The organism is Microbacterium resistens, assembly GCF_031456305.1.
Classification (GTDB): Bacteria; Actinomycetota; Actinomycetes; order Actinomycetales; family Microbacteriaceae; genus Microbacterium; species Microbacterium resistens_A.
The window spans coordinates 21579-38737 of the sequence record NZ_JAVDUM010000017.1 but is presented as its reverse complement, the minus strand read 5'-3'; the positions used below and the strand labels follow the sequence as shown (position 1 = coordinate 38737).

Here is a 17159-nt window from a genome sequence, read left to right as displayed (position 1 = left end):
ATAGCAGATTGGAGGCGGAAACACAAAAGACCCCCGCCGCTCGCCGGACCAGGGCGAGGGCGAGGGCAGGGGCCTTCTGAGGAGAGGGGGGCTACAGGTCGGGTGTGCTCATGCGGCCTCCAGGAGGGCGTACAGCTTGGGGTCATCCGGCTCGTAGGCGTCCAGGAGCGCGGAGTGGTCGTCGGGAGTCACTCGGCGTCCACCTCGAAAGACGCCGGTAGCTGGTCGATCATGCGCCGGAGTACGACGAAGACCGCGCGGATGGCGACCACCTGGGCGTGGAACTCCGGGTGGGCGGCGGCGTCGATATCGTCCTCGGTCAGGCCGTACTCCAGACCGGAGAGGATGCCGCCCTCATAGTCGGCCTTGTTGAGCCACTCGTCCGGGGTCACTTCTCGGTCACCTCCATGGCGGCGGCGATGTTCGGGAACGCCGACAGGAAGCCGTTGCGGAAGCCGTAGGCCTCGAAGTCGTAGACCTTGCCCACCTCCAGGGCGGCGTACAGGTCGGCGGAGTTCCACTGGCCCTGTGACAGCTCATCCTCGACGGTGAAGACGCCGCACGAGCTGGCGATCATCTTCTGGGAGGCCTTGTTGGAGACCGTGACGTACTTGTCCGTCACGAGACAGCCGGTCGTGTCCTCGCTGTACTGGATGCCGCACCCAGTGAGGGCGAGCGCGGAGACGGCGACGGCAGCGAGGGCGGCGGAGATGCGGGTCTTGAGCTTCACAGGATGGGGTCGCTTTCGGTATCGGTGGAGGCGGTGGGGCTGGCCTTCTTGACCCAGGGGAGGCGGGCGGCGGTGTGGCCGCGGGCAACGCTCGCGCCCTCGTAGCCCTTCTCGATCACGCCCGCGTCAGCGAGCGCGTACAGGAGGGTCTCCAGGCGACGCCACGGCACCTCCTTGTCGATGTAGAGATGGAAGTGGCCCGGGGTCGTGGACGGGATGAGCTGCGCCGGGAGGTCGATGTCCAGGATGACCTTGTGCAGCTCCTCGGGTGTGCCCAGGAGCGCCGGGTCCTGATCAGCGATCTTGGATGTGATGACCGTGGCGTCTGCCGGGTCGGTGACCACGTCGCGCTGCCAGTCCTCGGAGTAGTCCTCGTTGGTGTCGATGTTCGCGATGCGCTCCAGGACCATGCCCGGGAGTGGCGGGGTGAGGTCGTCCAGGATGACACTGGCGTAGGGCATGAACTCGAAGTCCTTGGCCTCGTCGTGATCGGCGCTCCAGGTCTCGGCGATGTCGGCGACCATGTAGGCATAGGCGTGGAACGTGGCGGCCCGCTGGTGCTCGGTATCGACCACGGCGCGGCGTGTCTCGCCGATGGAGTTGGTGACCGTGCCAGGGCGGAAGCGGGGCGCGCTCACTTGGCGGCCTCCTTGACTGCGCGGCGGTAGGCGGCGCGCTCGATGGACTTGGTCGCGTACTTGACCGCGCGGCGAGCCTTCCGGGACTTGCCGGGGATGGCCATGGCCGCCTCCAGACGGTCCTGGCGGCGGCGCTGCGCGCGCTCGGTGGGAGTCTCCTGGCCCGCGTAGACGTGCTTGTCCAGGCGGTTGAGCGCGACCAGGATGGCGCGCTGGAACGGGTTGATCTTGGGCAGCGTCATCGTTCGGTCTCCTTGGTGAGGCGGATCAGGGGGAGGTCGCTGAGGATCGGGGGTTGCAGCTCCGGGGCGCCCATGGACCAGAGGACGCGCCACTCGCCGCGTGCGTTGAGGTGGTAGCCCAGCGCCGGGGCGCCGTCGCTCCAGTCGCGTCCGCGGTAGAAGCCCGGTTCGGTCGGGAGCGCCGGGTCGGCGCGCTCCAGGGTGATGCCGTCGGCGTCGGCCATCTCGGCCAGCTCGACGGCGTCGCTGGACACGCTCATGCCCGGGACATCGACGTAGAGGCCGTAGCGGGAGTGGTTGCGCACGGGTGCGACCACGACGGCGTCGCCCTTGGAGATGCGGATGGTGTCGCCCTCGCGGACGTCCGCGAGCTTGACGGGGGAGAAGGTGCGTTCGGTCATGCTGGGGCCTTTCAGAAGGGGAGAAGGAGGCGAAGCTTGTAGGCGGCGTGGGCCTCGTCAGCGGGGATGCCGCCGCCAAGCTCGTTGGCCGGGATGATGAGTGGCTGGTCGAAGAGGTCGGCCTGGGTGCGGTCGGTCAGGACCACGGCCATACCGTTGCGGTCCACGGCCCACAGGTCGCCCTCGAAGTCGCGGTAGACGCCAGGAGCGAGGTCGTCTGGCTGGGTCTCGGAGCGGGTCACAGAGCGCCCTCCATGGCTCCCAGGACGTTCCCCGCCTTGGCGGCGACCTCCGCCAGCGTGCTGCCCCGGAGCTGGATCTTGACCACTTCGTGGGAGGTCTTGACCGGCTTAGTCACGGTGCGGACCGTCCGCCCGTAGGTGTCCAGGCTCTTTTCATCCTGGTCGGTGGTCGTCGTCTCGTGGACGGCCAGGACAGCGGTGAAGTAGCTCTTGGCGTCGCTCATGCGGAAGCCTCCGGGAAGAGGTGGATGGGGGTGAGAGGGCCGAAATCCTCGGAGAGGGCGTCCACGGGGACCGGGCGGAAGGCCATGGCGACGAACTCGCCGGAGGTCGGCGGACCTGCGGCATGGTCGGCCAGGCCGACGGCGCACTGGTCCTGGAGCACGGCCCAGATGTCGCCATCGCGGTCGTGGTAGATGCCGGTGGTGATCGGCGCGCGATCCTCGGTGGTCGCGTTCACGCTGCGGCCTCCTCAGTGGTCTCGGCGGACTCCGTCTCGGTCTCGTCGTCGCCCCTCAGAAGCTCCAGCTCCCACTCGGCGAGCGGTTCCGGGTCCGTCGGCTCGGGGTCGGTGTCGCTGTCCAGCGCACGGAACGGGCCGTACTCGGCGGCCCAGGCGGCCAGGTTGAGGATGGGGTGGGTGTACTCGACACCATGGCGCTTGACGGTGGTCGCGCCCTGGCCCTGGTTGTTGATCCTGAGCTGTGCGCGGTCGCCCAGCTTCTCGGTCTCGTATGCTCCGGGGGCGGTGGGCAGGATGAGCGGGTAGTCCATGGGACCTCCTCGTTGTTGGTTGTTGGTCGAAGAGGAGTGCGCCCAGGTGCCCGGCGCTGCCCAGAAATGACAGAAGGCCCCCTCCAGCTCGCGGAGAGCGGGAGAGGGCCTTGGGTGCAGGGTGAGCCTCGTCACGGCCCGGTTACTGTTTGTTGACCGGCATTGGATACGGTCTGACGCCTACCTGCACAGTCGCGGTCAGGCTGCGATGGCTGCCGGGGCGGCCTCGCGGAGGGGGATGGGCGTGACGTTCGGCCCTGGGAGGCTCGGGCGGTCGTGGCCCTTGTAGTAGGCATATCCGGCGAGGGTGTCGCCGATGCGCCGAGAGCGGCGCGCGCCCATGTAGGGGAGCAGGGCTGCCATGATGGTGGCGGCTCGCTCGCCCGATACCTCGGCGTTCCAGGTGGTGGATGCCGGGGGCCGCTTGAGCGATGCTCGGACAGTCGTGCCCATGAGGTCGGCTGCTCGCGCGACCACGTCACGGTCGGTCATCTGGAGGCGGATACGCGGGTAGCGGGTCCGGTGGAGGTCGAAGGCACCTTCACCCTCCAGGAGCCCGGCTAGCCAGATGAGGTCAGCAGGGGTCATCGGGTGGCCTCCCACTCCAGGACGGCAGCCTTCCACGGGCGGCCCGTGACATCGTCGCCGCGCTGGCAGGACCAGATGAGCGCCCAAGTCGTGCCGTCCCAGCCGTACAGTGCTCCGGCGCGCGGTGCCTTGTCGGATGGGTAGTAGCCCTCCATCTGATACGCGAGTGCGGCGGTCGCCTGCCCGCGAGTGGCGTGGAGCTTGTCGCGGACCGAGGAGCGCCCGGGTATGACCGTGAGGTATGGCGGCTGCGCGTTGCCCAGGCGTCCCGGGGAGAGGTCCACGGTCACTCGTGGGCCTCCGGGATGTCGATGACGGAGGCCCCGCGAGGGACGCCGTTGGGGGCGGCCTCGGCGTAGGCGGCGGCCCGGGCGATGTCTCTGGTCTCGCGCTTCTCGCGACGGAGGCGGCGCTTCTCGCTGCGGATGGCCTTGGAGACCTCGGAGAAGGCGGTGATCAGCCCGCGCCGGAGCTGGCGGACCTCGTCCAGGGTGTCGGCCTCCAGGCTGCCGTCCACGTCTGCGGGGGTCAGCGAGACGAGGACATGGGGCTGGCGGAAGTGGTAGGCCCGCTGGAGAGGGTGCTGGGTGTTCATGATGCGGCTGCATCCTTTCGGGCTTCTGCGACCCACTCGTGGATCGTCTGGATGGGGAGGGAGATGGAGGTAGCCACGGCGACCTCAGCGCGTGCGCCGGAGGACTCGGGCCAGCCGTCCAATACGGCGACGCCGTCGGCGAGCTTGGCCACGGCCTCCACGTCGCGAGCGATGGCCTCGCGGCGCATGGCCCCGGTCCACTCGGTGTTGGGGTCTACTCCAGCGTCCTGGTCCAGCTCGTGAGGGCTGATGACGTTGAAGCCCCAGGCGCGAAGCTCGGCGGCAGCGTCGGTGAACGCGGGATAGTTCCAGTCCTTGATGCCGGTCATGGGGCCGGAGACGTAGAGGGTGAAGAGGTCAGCGTCCGTGTCCGAGGTGCCGATGGATGCCGTCATGAGTCGCCCTCCAGTTCGGCCTCAAGGTCCATAAGGTCGTTGAGGGCACGGGAGCGCCGGTCTCGGAGGCGCTCCAGCTCGCGCTCGTGGTAGTTGATATCCAGGGCGAGAGAGTCAGCCGTGCGCTGGGCGTTGTCGCGGGCCTGGGTGAGGGCGTCGCGTACTGCGGCGGAGGCGGTCACGCGGTCGCCTCCGTGTAGGGCGGGTAGCCGTCGCCGAGCTTCACCCAGTCGATAGTGGTGGAGCTGGTTGGGCTGAGTGTGACGTCCTCGGGGGCGAGCGAGCCAGCGTTCAGCGCTGCGAGCTGGGCGCGGAGGTGCAGGAAGCGCTGCTCGGCGTGGGCGCTGCTCGTGGGGCGCGCCAGGAAGTCAGCGACCTCGTCCGTCGAGGCGTCGCGGATGCCGTGGTCCCCGACGCTGTCGATGACCTCCACGAAGCGGGGTCGCGGTGCTTCCGTGCGGTCGGGCGTCTTGGGTGTCACGGGAGCCGGGTCAGGAGCCAGGTCGATGGCGTCGGCGAGGGCGCGTAGCGCTGCGGCGTCTCGGGCACTGGTCAGCTCGGTGTCGAGTTCGATACGGATGTTCATGGGCGGAGGGTGTTTCCTGTCTGGGCGTTCGGGGTACGGTAACGGCGCACGAGCTTGGCCCCCTCGGGGCCGCTGGCGACGGGGGTGGAGACGACGGAGCGCTTGAGGTCGTCCCACTCGAAGACGCGGCGGAGGTCCAGGAACATCTCGAACATGGTCTCGTCGGCACGGACGGGGGTGAGGTGCCAGCCCTCGGGGCGGACGTGGAGGACGGCAGCGCCGTCGCCGGGGTCGTTGTCCGTGCGGGTGCCGTCGGGGGCCATGATGTACTCGGCGAAGCGATAGGCCGAGAGTTGTAGTCCGACTTCCTCGTGGACGCCGGAGCGTGTCGTCTTGTTGTCCAGCCAGATGGTCTGACCGTTGATGATGGCCTTGGCGTCGAAGGACCCGGCGTAGCCGTACTTGTCGCTCCAGACGGTCTCCTCCATGGCGAGGTACTCGGGCTGGCATACGTCGAGGAACTCGGCGAAGTGGTCGCGGTAGGGACGGAGGAACTCGGGCAGGAAGCGGGACTTGACGTCCTCGCCGCCCGCCATGCGCTCGAAGATGTCGTGCGCGGCGGTGCCCTCGTCGGCGGACTTCTTAGTGAAGCGCCGGGGCGTCCCCTTGAGCATGTCGATAGCGGCCTCGGGGTTTCGCCGCATGAGGGGGATCAGCTCGTCCAGGTTGTTGACAGCCTCCTCGGCCACGAGCTTGGAGGCCCAGTGCTGGAGGTAGTCCTTGTTGATGTTCTTGAGGACGGACGTGACGCCGGGATGCTTGGTGCCGTTCCCGGGGTCCACGTAGAACCGGCCAGCGGCGCGGCTCAGGGTCTTGACTTTGGGTGTCGTCATGGGGCCGGGGCCCTCCTTACGTCTTGGTGATGGGACGTTGAGGAGTGGGCCTGATGGCAGGGGAGTGCCCAGTAGGGGCGAGAGGGGGCGGAGGGGGTGGCGATATGACGCAAAAACCGTCATATCCCTATCCAGCCTTGAGGAGAGAGAACCTAGAAGCTGGTTAGAGATATGACGGTTTGTACGTCAGTTCGTCAGGAGAGGCGGTCCAGTGCCCCGGCGACGGCCGCGGCGAGGTTCTCGAACTCCTCCCGGATGCGCTTTCGCTGGTGCTCGGACGTCCCTGTCGGCCATCCGGCGACCCGCGAGACACCTAGGCGTGCCAGGTTGGCGACTAGGGAAAGGTCAGCGGCGTCGGATAGCTCGGAGCCGCCAGCGAAGAGGGTGACTACGCGCGAGTCGCGTTCCTTTCGGCGTCGTCCCCGTTCAACGGACGATCCAGCAGAGAGGCCCAACGCCTCCACCTCCTCGGCGTACCGCTCGCGGAGGAGCGGGGAGACGTGATAGCGGATGGCAGCCTGGACGCTGGCGCGGTCGTCGCGCGGCACCCCCGCCTCGTCCTGAGCTTGGGTGACAAAGGCGCGATACGCCGAGGAGCGGCCTAAGAGGTCAGGGGAGCCATCCCGGGCCTGGAAGAGGGGCCGCGCCTCCACCAGCGCCTCGGCGGCGGCCTTGGCTGCGAGAGTGCGGGCGGGGCCGTCGGTGGCCATGTATGCGCGCAAGCCCTCGGCCGCGCGCTGTAGGAGGACCTCCACAGAGGGGGATAACGAAGTAGACATGCCGTCACCGTACCGCACGGGGCCTCCTTGCGTAAGGCGCTATACGCAAGGAAACCCCCCAGTCTGAGTGACTGAGGGGTTCCAGGTGATCAGCCTTTGAGACGGGAAAGCAGGGCGTCTACGGTAGCGGCCAGGCCCTCGGGGGTCGAGTCGTTCACGAGCGTCTCGCGCGTGTCGTAGTTGTCCAGGGCGGTCTCGCTCGGGTGTTCGTCGGTGGACGCCGGGAGGGACGGGCGGACGATGCGGACGGTGTCGCCATAGCGCTCGATCAGCGCGGCCTCGTTGGGGAAGCGGACATCCGTGAAAACCAGGGGGATGTCGGCGGCCTGGATACGCTGCTCGGCGAGGACAATCCAGAGGTCGTCGCCGATGAGGTCGCGGAGGCCGTACTTGGCTCCCAGGACCTCGCGGACGCCCTCGGTTCCGAGGCGCTGGAGGAAGCGGCGGAACTCGGGGAAGCGCTCCTTGGCCTCCTCGTAGCCGTAGGTGGCGAGCGCGTCGGAGTAGCGGATGAAGTCCCCGCGCCGATCAGCACCCACAACGGGGTCGATGGCCAGGGCCATGTCGCGGAGCGGATCGGCGAAGGCTGCGGGGGTGTAGCCGTGTTCGGCGAGCGCGCGGGCGGTCGTGTCCTTGCCCGTGCGCTTCTTGCCCACAAGGCCGATGACGTGGGGCGTGATGGGCAGCGGGTTGCCGTCGGCGTCGATGCGCCGGAAGGGGCCGTATTTCCGCTCGAAGTGGAAGCGCTCGAAGTCCTCAACCGGGTTCAGCGTGCCGCTGTTGACCTCGTGCAGGTTGCCGTCCTCGGTGACCTCGTAGGGGTCATACCTGCTGCTGAGTGGGAAGCTCTCGGCCTCGTAGCGGCCTGGGGTGGTGGGGTGGTCGATGGGGTAGGTGTCGGTCGCCATGGCGGCGCTCCTCTCGGTGGACGTCAGCGAGGAGTGCGCCTGTAGGTACTGAGGTGCCCGGAAACGCCGAAAGGCCCCCTACCTGGGGGTAGGGGGTCAGTACGTTTACACGCTCGGGACGAGGGAGGCGGAGCCTGTGCCGCCGCCCGCTGCGGCCACGCCCTTGAAAAGGGAAATGAGCGCGGCGGTGCCCGCGCCGATGGCGATGGCCATGGGCGTATCACCTGCGATGAGGTTGAAGCCGTCCAGCGTCACGACGGCGAGTGCACCGCCCGCCGCGGAGGTAATGACGCGCTCGGCGATGTCAGCCCAGAAGCGGGCCGTGAAGAGGGGGCGCTGGTTGGTCTCGCGAAGCTGCGCCCGCGTGATGTGGTTGGTCATTGGCGTTCCTTACGGGAAGATGGCACGGAAGATGGAGGCGAGAGCCGCCCCCGCGGCGGCTGCGGTGGCGATGCCGGTCCACAGGTCGCGGGGGCTGACCGTCTTGCGGGCCTCCTGGATGCGAAGGCGCGCCTCGTGGTCCTTGAGGGTCTCGCCCTGGGCGGGGACGACGGCGACGGAGTCGCGGACCTCCATGACCACGTCGTAGACCTCCCGGAGGGTGATGACGGTGGACGCCGGGGTAGGGCCGGTTGTCGTCATAGGGCGCTCCGGGTCAGGCGAGGCCGGGGAGCGTGCCGTCCCACTCGGCCTGCGCCCGGTCGGTGTCAATTGTCGGCACGCCGGGGGTCATCGACTCGCTCACGAAGCGGGCGAAGAGCTGGCTCTGGGGCGGGTTGGAGCGCATGATGGCGTAGGTGCCGCCCCTGCGCTTGCCTGCGGCACCGAGCACGTTGATGTAGGTTGCGGTCATTTCGTCCTCCTCAGGACTCGTGGGGTTAGGGGTGGGGTCGGCGGGGCCGGGGGTGCCGATCTGGGGGTCCCAGTCGATGATGTGCCAGGGCTCCCAGTCGAAGAAGCCTGGCTCGAAACCGAAGGCTCGGCACGCGGCGTACCAGTCGCCGCGGTCCAGGGCCTCGTACCCGCCGACGTCGATTGCGAGGGCCGCCTGGCCGTTGCGGGGGCTGCCCTCTTGGATGTACCTGCCGCCGTGGGAGGACGTGCCAGGGTCGGCGGCGTCCTGGCAGCGCCCCTCCGCGCACGCCTGGGCCTTTGCGTACTCCTGGTTCGGGAGGGGGCGGTAGGCGTTCCATCCGGGGACGATCCAGATGATGACGCCCCAGGTGTTGTAGACGTGGCGCTTTAGTGCGAGCCAGCGGGCACAGGTGGCGGCGGACAGCCAGGCGTCGGCTTCCTCCTGTCCAGGCACGCGGATCAACGCGCCGAGGGGGATTTCACCGTTTGCGTAGCTCATGCGGCGACTCCGGGGAGGGAAGTCGGCTTGACGGTGTTGACGGGCCAGGAGGTGACGGCGCGGAGGCTGGCGACCCTCCCGGTGGACGAAAGCTGCCCGGTGGAGGTGACCCGAAGGGGCGCGGCGGCGACAGCGTTGCCGATGAAGGTCATGATCGGGAAGAAGGGCCCGCTGGGGATATCCACGCCGAAAGCGCTGCCGAGGTTGATGATGGTATCGTTCGTCGCGGCAACGCCGGAGAGGTCCTGGACGACGACATCCACCTGGGACCCCGACTTCCGGAGCTTGAAGACGGCGGCGGTCCATCCGTTGATGAGGGAGCCGGTGAGGTCGCGCCAGCCGGTGCCCTCGATGGCAGTGTTGATGCCCGCGTTGGCCGCGTTGACGGCTGCGGACAGCGAGCGTGGGTCGCTGGCGACGTAGTCGGTGGGCAGAGCCATATGTGTTTTCCTTACGTTCAGAAGAGGAGGGTGCGTGACTCGGCGCGGGCGATCAGCTCGCGACCCGTGTCATTGGGGTGGATGCCATCGCCTGTCGGGTACATGGCGCGCGAGTGGGCGAAGTCCACGAACAGCGCCGCGAGGTCCAGGACGGGCACGTTGTACTCGTCCGCGATCCCGTATGCGTCATGCATCTGCTCGGCGAGGGGATAGCTGCCACCCGGTGCCGCGGGCGACAGCGGGTAGGCGGGGTGATCCGGGTCGGCCGGGTCGATGTTCGGGTGGGGGGTCAGCACGATCACTGCATCGCCGATGGGGAGTTGGGCGTCAAGGATGCTCCGGAGAGCGTCTCGGTAGGAGGAGCGCCCACCGCCCTGCCAGTCGTTGACCCCGGCTGCGATGAGGAGCGTGTGGGCTCGCACCATGCGCACGGCACCGTTGAGGGCGAGGCCGGTGGACGCGATCCCGGCCAGCGTCACGCCGACGCGGGCGAGTGAGTGGACTCGGACTCCGGTCGTGAGGGTCGGGTTGCCGTTGTTCACGGGGCGGGGGTTGCCGACGCGGGCATCGACACCGAAGACGACGAGGCCCTCCGCGTTGCCGCTGATCCGGATGGTGTGCGGTCCCGGTGTGAGCCCCTCGATGAGGCCGACCCGCATGCCTGCGGGCTGGTCCGGGAGGCAGGGGATGTCCGCCCCGGTGTCGTCGGTGGACGCGGCCCAGGTCAGCGAGGTCGCGGACGTGTCCGGGTCGATGACGATGGTGGAGCGGGACGCCGCGACCGATCCGCGGATCAGGAAGCGGTCAGCGTTGGTGACGGTGACCTGCCAGTAGGCGTCTCCGGTGAGTCGCCGTGCGCCCTTGCCTGCGACGCCGCTGGCGACGAGTTCGATGGTCCCGGTCCCGGGTACGAACTTCTGCCGCTGGTCCTGCCAGGCGGAGCCGCTGGTGGTGAGGTTGTCCCACGGGGTGACGGTGCCGTCCCCGCCGTCACGGAAGCCGGACTCTCGCAGGAGGCGTGCGAGGCGGGTGGGGATCGAGTAGGGTACGAAGGCCCTGCCGCCGGGGGTACCTCCGGTCTGGTGGATCGAGTCGCCGAGGATCGCGATGTCCCACTCACCGTCTCCGGCTGCGGCTGCCGCTCGGGCGGCGCGGGTGCGGAGGAGGTTTGCGGGGCCAGCGTTGTACAGGGAGAGCGCACTATCCCACGCGCCCTTCGTAGACGCCCAAGCCGGTCGGTCATCGGACGGCGTGAACATGCTCGCCGGGAGCTTCCCGTTGTCCAGGATGGGGACCGAGTCGGGGAAGAGGTCCTCAGCGAGGAGGCCGTCCGTGAGCGTCGGTACGGAGTCGGGGAGTACGGCTTCGGAGATACGTCCGTCACCGTCCAGCACAGGGAACGTCTTGGTGGTGATCGTCCCGCCTGTTGCGGCGGGGAAACGGTCGTCTGCGGGGATTTTGTCGTTTGCGGGGATCTTGTCGGTGGGGTCTCCCCAGGCGATGTCTGCGGACACTCCGGCGACGGCACCGCCCGTGACTACTCGGGCGTCGGCCAGTGCCACGTCTACGGCCCCGTCGGCTAGTGCGGCGACGGTAGCGCCAAGCTCGGCGTCCGCGGCCAGCGCGGCGGCCACGCCGGGGACGACCGCGGCGGCGACCTGGCCAGGGATGTCCTGGGCGGTGACAGCGGTGGCGACCTTGCCGGGGATGTCGGCCTGGGTCATCGCGGTCGCGACGGTGGCGACCGTCTGACCGGGCAAGTCGAGACTCTCGACTACCCGCGCTGCGCGTGCCTCGGCTGCGGCGAGTAGCTCAGGGGAAGCATCCGCGGCGGGGCCGGGGATGCCGATGGTCTTACGGTCGAGTACCTGCATTAGGCCTCCAAATGGAAGTAGCCCTGGCCGAGACGCTCGACGCGCCCGGTGGGGTCGGTAAGAGTGAGTGCCCAGGAACCTCCCGACCGGGCGGCCCACTCGGGGGCCGCTAGGTGTGCGGGTGTAGCTCGGGCGACGGTCGTGCCGTTCACTGAGGGGAAGGCCGGAACGGACAGCCAGGTCTCACCAAGAGGCGACCGGAGAACGAGGGTTGCGGTCCAACCGCTGAGGTTCTTCGGCGCGAAGGTGATGCCGTCGGTGGAGTGTTCCCAGAGGACGGCCCACTCGTTGGTGACGCCTCGGATGAGGATGACGTCGCCAAGGGCAAGGCCCGGGGAGAGTACAGACATGAGTGCCTTTCAGACGGTGGAGAAGCCGGAGGTCACCGAGAGCGAGGCACGGTTCTGAGCGGGGAAGGCGTCGTACGTGAAGCCCCGGACCTGGAGTAGGACGGTCACAGAGCCACCGAGGCCCGCAATCTCTCGGACGAAGGACGGGTATGCCGAGCAACGTTGGTACTGGACGCCTGGGGCCTCGACGGTGCCTGGCATTTCTGCGGAACTCACGCCGTTGACGACTAGACGCACGTCGAAGGCCGCGGCTCCCCACTCGGTAGTTGGGGCGAGCGCGGTGACCGATGCCGAGGCCGACACGACGGCGCGGGTCTTGTCACCCGGGCGGGGGATGGTCGCCTCCGCGACGGTCACCCACGCCGGAGTGGTGGCGGTCCATCCGGCCTCATCGACCTGGCGGCCATCGGTGAAGGGCATGCGGATGAGGATGTTGCGGAGTTCTTCGACCTGGCCGCGGAGCTTGCGGACAACCTGGAACGAGGCAGTACCTCCGGGCACGGCAGCTTCACGGGCAGCGGCGGTATCGGCCTCCATCTGGCGGCGGACGATGATGTAGGGGTCGGTATCTGCGGGGTCATAGCCCATTGCGGGGGCGTCCTTTCACAGTGAGCCAGTCGCCGGAGTTGCCGGAAACGAAGAGGACCTTTAGCGGGACTTCTTGCATGCCGTAGGCCGGGTGGCGTAGGCGGATGTTGGCCCAGTCGCCTGGCTGAGGTGCGTGGGCGCGCTGGACGCGGAACTCGTAGACCTCAGGGGTGGTCGTGCCGCGAGCTGCGCGCTCGTCGGTGTGCGCCTTGAGGGCGGGGAGGTTGGAGATGGAGGACTGATTGGTGAGCGCCATCTGCATGACCGGCCAACCCAGTTCTGTGAGTGCGGGGGTCGTTGAGCGCGCCGCTAGGACGATGTCCTCAGAGCCGCCACCGAAGGCCCAGACATCGGAGGCCAGGAGCGCGGAGTCCTCGGTGATACGTGTAAACGCGACGCCCTGGCGGGGCAGCGTTGTGTCCCATCGGTGGACCCTGGCGATGAGCTCAGGGGCACCCTCCAGGGTGAACGTGATGCCGCCGTCAGGTCGGAGCGAGGGAACGAAGCGAAGTTCGGGGGCGGTGATGACGTTGGTCAGGAGGGCCAGCCGCGAGGCGACGGTGTGCAACTCCCAGCCGTTGTACGTGCGGACGTGTACGCCGCCCTCGCGCTCGGGGAGCGTGATGGGGAGAGGCCCCCATGTCTGGGCGAGTGCCACGAGGTCGGCGGCGATGTCTCTATAGGAGCCGGTGGTCTGCGAGTACCACTGCGGTGCGGGGTTGTCCTCGTCAATCAGGACCTCGCCGTCCGCGAAGGAGGTGGCGAGGGCAGGATTGAGCACCAGACGGTCCTCCAATGCGCGCCAGATGGACGCGGCGGCGTTGAGGGTGTAGCCGTCGGTGCTGAGCGATCGGTCTGTGATCGGCCCAGCACAGATGACGCGGTTGCCGTCGATGACCGCCAAGATGGTCCGCGCCGCGTGCGTGCGCTGCCAGACCTTGAGGCGGATGGCCTCGCGGGTCCAGGGAGAGGAGAGCCTGATCGAACCGTAGTCGTCGTTGTACGGGAGTTCGTAGGTGAAATCTCCCGGGACCCGGACGATGCGATCACCTGTCACGGTGTCAAAGGCGAGGACTCTTAGCGCCATCCTGGACGTACCTCCACACGGACACTCGAGGCGTCGGAGCTGATGGCCATGGGGGTCAGGCCGGGGGCGAGTAAGGGGATGTCGTCCTCTACTAGTCCGGTAGTCACGTCGGCCCCCGTGGAGGTCGTCGCCGTGCCGGTGCGCGTGTCGATGGTTAGACCGGACGTCGTGCCAACCCAGCGGATGCGATGTCCTCCCAGGGTGACCAGGAGGTGGGATACAGGCCCCGTCGCGGTGATGCGCCAGGGGAGCACGGCGGTGCGGCCCGCGTTATCGACGTAGTCGCTGCCGAACGCTGCCACGGCCCCGTACTTGATGGGGTCCGGGGCGGTGATGAAGAGGGTGAAGGCGACGGTGCGGGAGTCGGCCTGGTAGATGCTCGGGGCTGCCGACATGAAGCCGGTTACCTCGCGGACGCCGTGCTCATCCTCGACGGTTATGGACAGCTCGCCGTCCAGCGACGCCAGCCAGTCGTCGGCCTCCACGCGGGCGAGCGAGGAAGTGCCCGATGCGTGGAGGCCGCGGATGGTGAGAGTGCGAGCACTGAGGAGGAAACGCCCCGGCCAGTAGCCGCCGTGTCCGTCGGGAACGGGCTCGGACTCGGCGCGCGGCGTGGGCGGCTCGTACCAGCCGTCCAGGCCCTCGTCCGCCAGCCACCACTCGTCGCGGCGGGAAAGGCGGAAGCCTCGCCCGTCAGACAGAGCGCGGCCTTGGATCGTTACGCGCATGGGGTTACCTCCTGCGGAGCTTGTCAGCGACGACTGCGCCGACAAGGTCGGGGTCGTTGCTGTTGATGGTGATCGGGGGGCCGTCGTAGCCCGTGCCGTTTGCGAACTCGTCCGCCAGACGGGACACGGACCCCGTCATGCCGCCTTCTGGGATGGCGCGCGAGACGGAGGCGGAGCCATTGACGTGGGCGTCCATGGCCATGGGCGGGAGGTCATCGACGGCGTCGATGGCCGCCTGAGCCAGGCCCTTGGCGGAGGTCGCGACGGTATCGGTCATCGAGTCGATGCCGTCGGAGAGGCCCATGCCGACGTACTCGCCGATTTCGGCGAAGACGCGCGAGGGGGAGTGGATGCCCAGGACGTCCTTGGCCCAGCCGACGATGCCGTCTAGGAAGCCGCCGATCTGGTCCATGATCCAGCCGCCCATGTCGCTGATGCCGTTCCAGAGGCCGCGGATGAGGTCGCCGCCTGCGGACAAGAGCCAGTTGCCGATGCCGGAGATGGCACCCATGACCATGTCCTTGATGCCGCCGACGACGCCAGCGACCTCCTGGACTTTGGCGGTGACGCCAGACACGATGTTGTTCCAGATGGCGGAGAAGAAGGAGCTGATGCCGCCCCAGACGTTCTCCCAGACGGCCCGGATGCCGTTGACTACGCCGTTGATCGTGTCCCGGATGCCGTTGATGACAGGAGACAGGAAGGCCACGATGGCGCTCCATACGCTCTCGAACGCGGTCTGGATGGCGGTCCAGATGAGCGTCCAGGCGGCGCGGATGTTCTCGATGGTTCCGCCGATGAAGCTAGCGATGCCCTCCACGATGGGCGTGACGAAGGCCACGATGGCGTTCCAGACCGTCGTTACGACTGCCACGATGCCGTCCCAGACGACCTTGAGGACAGCAGCGAGGACCAGGAAGATGTTCACCCAGACGTCGATGTAGGTCTGGATAAGGGCGCCGATGAACTCGAAGACCGGGGTCAGGAAGGAGACGATGCCCTCCCAGGCGGCGGTGAAGATGCCGGAGACGGTCGTCCAGAGGTCCGTGAAGAAGGAGGCCAGCGCACCCCAGACCGTCGTGGCGAAGTTGACGATGTTGGTCCACGCCTCGGAGAGGAAGGTCATGAAGCCTTCCCAGATTTCGCGCCCAAGGTCCGTCTGAGTGAAGAACCACACGAGACCGGCGACCAGGGCCGCGATGGCCGTGACGATGAGGCCGATGGGGTTGGCGGCCAGGGCGGCATTGAACGCCCACTGGACCGCCGTGGCGATCTTCTGCGCTGCGCCCACGGCCTTGACGGCCACGCCGAAAATCTTGGCGCTGTTCCCGGCCAGGAGCATGGCCCCCTGGCTGCCATAGGTGGCGGCGGTCAGGAGGAGCTGCGCGGCGCGGAAGGCCTTGACGGCGACGACGACGCCACCGATGACGCCCGCGGCGATGCCGATGGCGCTGAGCCAGTCAGCGTTAGCTACGCCCCAGTCCACGATGGCCGTGATGACCTCGATGGCTCCAGTCGCGAAGTTGGTGACGTGCGGGATGATGGCGGCCAGCGCGGAGGCCAGGAGGTTGACCAGAGGGATGATGGCAGGGAGCGCGGCAGCGAGAGCCTGGCCCAACGCGGCGGCGAGCGGCAGGAGCGCGGCCACAAGCTGCGGGAGGACAGGCAGGAGCGCCTCGAAGACCAGACCCAGCGGGGAGAGCTGAGCGACTACGTCCATGACCTTGCCGACAAGCTCGCCGAAGCCACCGCCCAGGCCGAGCACGTTGCCCAGGAGCGAGCCGAAAGCGGCCTGTAGGCCAGGTAGTCCGCCGCCCGCGACAGTGAAGGCTGTGGACGCCTCGTGGCCCCAGATGCGGAAGGTCTCGGCGAGGCCCTGCACGGTCGGCATCATCTCCAGGAGGAGAGAAGCGGCCATGGAGGCGAGCGGGAGGAAGGCCTGGCCGATGGTCGTACTGATGTTCTCCCAGCTCGCGCGGAGGCGCTGGAGGATGCCCTGGTAGGTGTCGGCCTCCTTGGCGAAATTTCCGTGAGCGTCCGCGGTCTGATCCATGATGAGCGCGAGCGTGGCGGCGGCGTTCGCCTCTCGGGAGAGGGTGTTGCCCACCTTCTCGAAGCCCATCTCGGCCGCCTTGGCGTCGATGGCGGCCTGGGTCAGCGAGACGCCGTAGCGCTCGATAGGGTCGCGCTCGCCCTTGAGGGCGGAGGAGAGAGCCTCGACGGCCTCCCTGGACGTGCCACCGAACATGGACGCCATGTCAGCGCCCAGGGTGATTAGGTCCTTGGTCTTAGGTGCCAGGTCCTCCATGGCAGTCCCGGCGTTCTTGAGCTGGGAGCCGATGAGGGTCCCCAACTCGTTGAACTCGTTCTCAGACAGACCCGTGGAGAGTGCAGCGTCCTCGGACCACTGGAGCATCTGGGCGGAGCTGCCCTTGAAGACAGACTCGATAGCCCCGACGGATTGCTCCAGGTCACCGGCCTTGGAGACGGCGCTGGTGATGAACGCGCCCATAGCGGTGGTCCCAGCGAGAGCGAAGAGGGGACCAGCTGCCTTCTTGAGAGCGTTGCCCAGCTTGGTCCCACCCGCTGCGCCGGAGGCATCCATGGCGGGGTTGATTTCGCCGTAGAGGGCCTTCCCGAACCCCTTTGCGGAGGGGATGATGTTGAGGGTGGCGTAACCGACGTTCTCGGCCATGGGTCGGGTCTCCTATTGGTTCAGGCGCTCCTTCTGGGCCTCTAGACGTGCGCGGAGCTTGGCGTAGCGCTCGGCGCGGGTCTCGGCCTTGGGACGGTGCGGGTGGGGCTTGCCGGTGAAGGCGTGGAAGAGGTCCATGAGGAGGAAGGAGTCCACGCCGTAGCCGAAGGCGCTCTTGGGGAGGCCAGCGCGGTGCAGGGCCGCCTCGGCTGGGAGCTGATCGACCAGGACCGAGAGGCGGCGGATGGAAAGCTCGCCCGTCCACAGCCCCGACAGCTCGACGCCGTAGAAGCGCTGGAGGTCGGCTTCTACGGCGTCGCGTCGGTAGCGGA

The 17159-nt window shown here is 68.0% G+C and carries 29 protein-coding genes; all 29 read right to left on the bottom strand.

The features are described from left to right. Positions 1–188: 188 nt before the first annotated feature. Positions 189–392, bottom strand: a complete 204-nt coding sequence (locus J2Y69_RS16715) for a hypothetical protein (protein WP_310022874.1) — start codon at positions 390–392, stop codon at positions 189–191. Then, positions 389–730 carry a hypothetical protein gene (locus J2Y69_RS16710; RefSeq protein WP_310022872.1) on the bottom strand — a complete coding sequence of 114 codons (342 nt, stop codon included), beginning with the start codon at positions 728–730 and terminating at the stop codon, positions 389–391. Before J2Y69_RS16710 ends, J2Y69_RS16715 begins: the two co-directional genes overlap by 4 nt. Beyond that, positions 727–1368, bottom strand: a complete 642-nt coding sequence (locus J2Y69_RS16705; RefSeq protein WP_310022870.1) for a hypothetical protein — start codon at positions 1366–1368, stop codon at positions 727–729. The genes J2Y69_RS16710 and J2Y69_RS16705 overlap by 4 nt, the downstream gene beginning before the upstream one ends. Further along, positions 1365–1610: a hypothetical protein gene (locus J2Y69_RS16700; protein ID WP_310022869.1), complete on the bottom strand. Its 246-nt coding sequence runs from the start codon at positions 1608–1610 to the stop codon at positions 1365–1367. The genes J2Y69_RS16705 and J2Y69_RS16700 overlap by 4 nt, the downstream gene beginning before the upstream one ends. Beyond that, the gene (locus J2Y69_RS16695; protein ID WP_310022867.1) at positions 1607–2011 is read right to left on the bottom strand and encodes a hypothetical protein; all 405 of its coding nucleotides are present in this window, start codon (positions 2009–2011) and stop codon (positions 1607–1609) included. Before J2Y69_RS16695 ends, J2Y69_RS16700 begins: the two co-directional genes overlap by 4 nt. A gap of 11 nt (positions 2012–2022) precedes the next feature. After that, entirely contained in the window at positions 2023–2253 is a 231-nt protein-coding gene (locus J2Y69_RS16690; RefSeq protein ID WP_310022865.1) for a hypothetical protein, read from the bottom strand. Beyond that, a complete protein-coding gene (locus tag J2Y69_RS16685; RefSeq protein ID WP_310022863.1) occupies positions 2250–2477 on the bottom strand; it encodes a hypothetical protein in 228 nt (75 codons plus the stop codon). Before J2Y69_RS16685 ends, J2Y69_RS16690 begins: the two co-directional genes overlap by 4 nt. Next, the gene (locus J2Y69_RS16680; protein ID WP_310022861.1) at positions 2474–2713 is read right to left on the bottom strand and encodes a hypothetical protein; all 240 of its coding nucleotides are present in this window, start codon (positions 2711–2713) and stop codon (positions 2474–2476) included. The genes J2Y69_RS16685 and J2Y69_RS16680 overlap by 4 nt, the downstream gene beginning before the upstream one ends. Beyond that, on the bottom strand, positions 2710–3027 hold the full coding sequence (locus tag J2Y69_RS16675) for a hypothetical protein (RefSeq protein ID WP_310022860.1): 318 nt from the start codon (positions 3025–3027) through the stop codon (positions 2710–2712). Before J2Y69_RS16675 ends, J2Y69_RS16680 begins: the two co-directional genes overlap by 4 nt. A gap of 198 nt (positions 3028–3225) precedes the next feature. Continuing rightward, complete coding sequence (locus J2Y69_RS16670; protein ID WP_310022858.1) at positions 3226–3615, bottom strand: hypothetical protein; 390 nt, start codon at positions 3613–3615, stop codon at positions 3226–3228. Beyond that, complete coding sequence (locus J2Y69_RS16665; protein ID WP_310022857.1) at positions 3612–3905, bottom strand: hypothetical protein; 294 nt, start codon at positions 3903–3905, stop codon at positions 3612–3614. Before J2Y69_RS16665 ends, J2Y69_RS16670 begins: the two co-directional genes overlap by 4 nt. Further along, the gene (locus J2Y69_RS16660; RefSeq protein ID WP_310022855.1) at positions 3902–4210 is read right to left on the bottom strand and encodes a hypothetical protein; all 309 of its coding nucleotides are present in this window, start codon (positions 4208–4210) and stop codon (positions 3902–3904) included. The genes J2Y69_RS16665 and J2Y69_RS16660 overlap by 4 nt, the downstream gene beginning before the upstream one ends. Next, positions 4207–4605, bottom strand: a complete 399-nt coding sequence (locus J2Y69_RS16655) for a DUF4406 domain-containing protein (protein ID WP_310022853.1) — start codon at positions 4603–4605, stop codon at positions 4207–4209. The genes J2Y69_RS16660 and J2Y69_RS16655 overlap by 4 nt, the downstream gene beginning before the upstream one ends. Further along, positions 4602–4787, bottom strand: coding sequence for a hypothetical protein (locus J2Y69_RS16650; protein ID WP_310022852.1), 186 nt, complete (start codon positions 4785–4787; stop codon positions 4602–4604). The genes J2Y69_RS16655 and J2Y69_RS16650 overlap by 4 nt, the downstream gene beginning before the upstream one ends. After that, complete coding sequence (locus tag J2Y69_RS16645) at positions 4784–5191, bottom strand: hypothetical protein (RefSeq protein ID WP_310022850.1); 408 nt, start codon at positions 5189–5191, stop codon at positions 4784–4786. Before J2Y69_RS16645 ends, J2Y69_RS16650 begins: the two co-directional genes overlap by 4 nt. Further along, on the bottom strand, positions 5188–6024 hold the full coding sequence (locus tag J2Y69_RS16640; protein WP_310022848.1) for a hypothetical protein: 837 nt from the start codon (positions 6022–6024) through the stop codon (positions 5188–5190). The genes J2Y69_RS16645 and J2Y69_RS16640 overlap by 4 nt, the downstream gene beginning before the upstream one ends. Before the next feature lie 194 nt (positions 6025–6218). Beyond that, a complete protein-coding gene (locus J2Y69_RS16635; RefSeq protein ID WP_310022846.1) occupies positions 6219–6803 on the bottom strand; it encodes a hypothetical protein in 585 nt (194 codons plus the stop codon). An 89-nt stretch (positions 6804–6892) separates the two neighbouring features. Beyond that, positions 6893–7711 (bottom strand): nucleoside/nucleotide kinase family protein, encoded by an 819-nt coding sequence (locus J2Y69_RS16630; protein ID WP_310022844.1) that lies wholly within the window; start codon positions 7709–7711, stop codon positions 6893–6895. Positions 7712–7816: 105 nt separating this feature from the next. Beyond that, positions 7817–8092, bottom strand: coding sequence for a holin (locus J2Y69_RS16625; protein WP_310022842.1), 276 nt, complete (start codon positions 8090–8092; stop codon positions 7817–7819). Positions 8093–8101: 9 nt separating this feature from the next. Beyond that, the gene (locus J2Y69_RS16620) at positions 8102–8353 is read right to left on the bottom strand and encodes a hypothetical protein (RefSeq protein ID WP_310022840.1); all 252 of its coding nucleotides are present in this window, start codon (positions 8351–8353) and stop codon (positions 8102–8104) included. A gap of 13 nt (positions 8354–8366) precedes the next feature. Next, positions 8367–9065, bottom strand: coding sequence for a M15 family metallopeptidase domain-containing protein (locus J2Y69_RS16615; RefSeq protein WP_310022838.1), 699 nt, complete (start codon positions 9063–9065; stop codon positions 8367–8369). Then, complete coding sequence (locus J2Y69_RS16610; RefSeq protein ID WP_310022836.1) at positions 9062–9505, bottom strand: hypothetical protein; 444 nt, start codon at positions 9503–9505, stop codon at positions 9062–9064. The genes J2Y69_RS16615 and J2Y69_RS16610 overlap by 4 nt, the downstream gene beginning before the upstream one ends. 17 nt (positions 9506–9522) lie before the next feature. Next, complete coding sequence (locus J2Y69_RS16605) at positions 9523–11265, bottom strand: SGNH/GDSL hydrolase family protein (protein WP_310022834.1); 1743 nt, start codon at positions 11263–11265, stop codon at positions 9523–9525. Positions 11266–11378: 113 nt separating this feature from the next. Further along, on the bottom strand, positions 11379–11729 hold the full coding sequence (locus J2Y69_RS16600; protein WP_310022832.1) for a hypothetical protein: 351 nt from the start codon (positions 11727–11729) through the stop codon (positions 11379–11381). 9 nt (positions 11730–11738) lie between these two features. Continuing rightward, positions 11739–12317, bottom strand: coding sequence for a hypothetical protein (locus J2Y69_RS16595; protein ID WP_310022830.1), 579 nt, complete (start codon positions 12315–12317; stop codon positions 11739–11741). Continuing rightward, positions 12307–13374: a hypothetical protein gene (locus J2Y69_RS16590; RefSeq protein ID WP_310022829.1), complete on the bottom strand. Its 1068-nt coding sequence runs from the start codon at positions 13372–13374 to the stop codon at positions 12307–12309. Before J2Y69_RS16590 ends, J2Y69_RS16595 begins: the two co-directional genes overlap by 11 nt. Positions 13375–13394: 20 nt before the next feature. Then, complete coding sequence (locus J2Y69_RS16585; RefSeq protein ID WP_310022827.1) at positions 13395–14132, bottom strand: hypothetical protein; 738 nt, start codon at positions 14130–14132, stop codon at positions 13395–13397. Positions 14133–14136: 4 nt separating this feature from the next. After that, on the bottom strand, positions 14137–16827 hold the full coding sequence (locus J2Y69_RS16580) for a hypothetical protein (RefSeq protein ID WP_310022826.1): 2691 nt from the start codon (positions 16825–16827) through the stop codon (positions 14137–14139). Positions 16828–16839: 12 nt separating this feature from the next. Next, entirely contained in the window at positions 16840–16983 is a 144-nt protein-coding gene (locus J2Y69_RS16575) for a hypothetical protein (RefSeq protein ID WP_310022823.1), read from the bottom strand. Positions 16984–17159: the final 176 nt, after the last annotated feature.

Coding starts and splice junctions, on each gene's coding strand:
- J2Y69_RS16615 (WP_310022838.1), bottom strand. CDS start 9,065: ATGAGCTACGCAAACGGTGAAATCCCCCTCGGCGCGTTGATCCGCGTG.
- J2Y69_RS16580 (WP_310022826.1), bottom strand. CDS start 16,827: ATGGCCGAGAACGTCGGTTACGCCACCCTCAACATCATCCCCTCCGCA.
- J2Y69_RS16635 (WP_310022846.1), bottom strand. CDS start 6,803: ATGTCTACTTCGTTATCCCCCTCTGTGGAGGTCCTCCTACAGCGCGCG.
- J2Y69_RS16695 (WP_310022867.1), bottom strand. CDS start 2,011: ATGACCGAACGCACCTTCTCCCCCGTCAAGCTCGCGGACGTCCGCGAG.
- J2Y69_RS16620 (WP_310022840.1), bottom strand. CDS start 8,353: ATGACGACAACCGGCCCTACCCCGGCGTCCACCGTCATCACCCTCCGG.
- J2Y69_RS16675 (WP_310022860.1), bottom strand. CDS start 3,027: ATGGACTACCCGCTCATCCTGCCCACCGCCCCCGGAGCATACGAGACC.
- J2Y69_RS16595 (WP_310022830.1), bottom strand. CDS start 12,317: ATGGGCTATGACCCCGCAGATACCGACCCCTACATCATCGTCCGCCGC.
- J2Y69_RS16630 (WP_310022844.1), bottom strand. CDS start 7,711: ATGGCGACCGACACCTACCCCATCGACCACCCCACCACCCCAGGCCGC.
- J2Y69_RS16585 (WP_310022827.1), bottom strand. CDS start 14,132: ATGCGCGTAACGATCCAAGGCCGCGCTCTGTCTGACGGGCGAGGCTTC.
- J2Y69_RS16640 (WP_310022848.1), bottom strand. CDS start 6,024: ATGACGACACCCAAAGTCAAGACCCTGAGCCGCGCCGCTGGCCGGTTC.
- J2Y69_RS16700 (WP_310022869.1), bottom strand. CDS start 1,610: ATGACGCTGCCCAAGATCAACCCGTTCCAGCGCGCCATCCTGGTCGCG.
- J2Y69_RS16685 (WP_310022863.1), bottom strand. CDS start 2,477: ATGAGCGACGCCAAGAGCTACTTCACCGCTGTCCTGGCCGTCCACGAG.
- J2Y69_RS16610 (WP_310022836.1), bottom strand. CDS start 9,505: ATGGCTCTGCCCACCGACTACGTCGCCAGCGACCCACGCTCGCTGTCC.
- J2Y69_RS16625 (WP_310022842.1), bottom strand. CDS start 8,092: ATGACCAACCACATCACGCGGGCGCAGCTTCGCGAGACCAACCAGCGC.
- J2Y69_RS16660 (WP_310022855.1), bottom strand. CDS start 4,210: ATGAACACCCAGCACCCTCTCCAGCGGGCCTACCACTTCCGCCAGCCC.
- J2Y69_RS16655 (WP_310022853.1), bottom strand. CDS start 4,605: ATGACGGCATCCATCGGCACCTCGGACACGGACGCTGACCTCTTCACC.
- J2Y69_RS16670 (WP_310022858.1), bottom strand. CDS start 3,615: ATGACCCCTGCTGACCTCATCTGGCTAGCCGGGCTCCTGGAGGGTGAA.
- J2Y69_RS16600 (WP_310022832.1), bottom strand. CDS start 11,729: ATGTCTGTACTCTCCCCGGGCCTTGCCCTTGGCGACGTCATCCTCATC.
- J2Y69_RS16645 (WP_310022850.1), bottom strand. CDS start 5,191: ATGAACATCCGTATCGAACTCGACACCGAGCTGACCAGTGCCCGAGAC.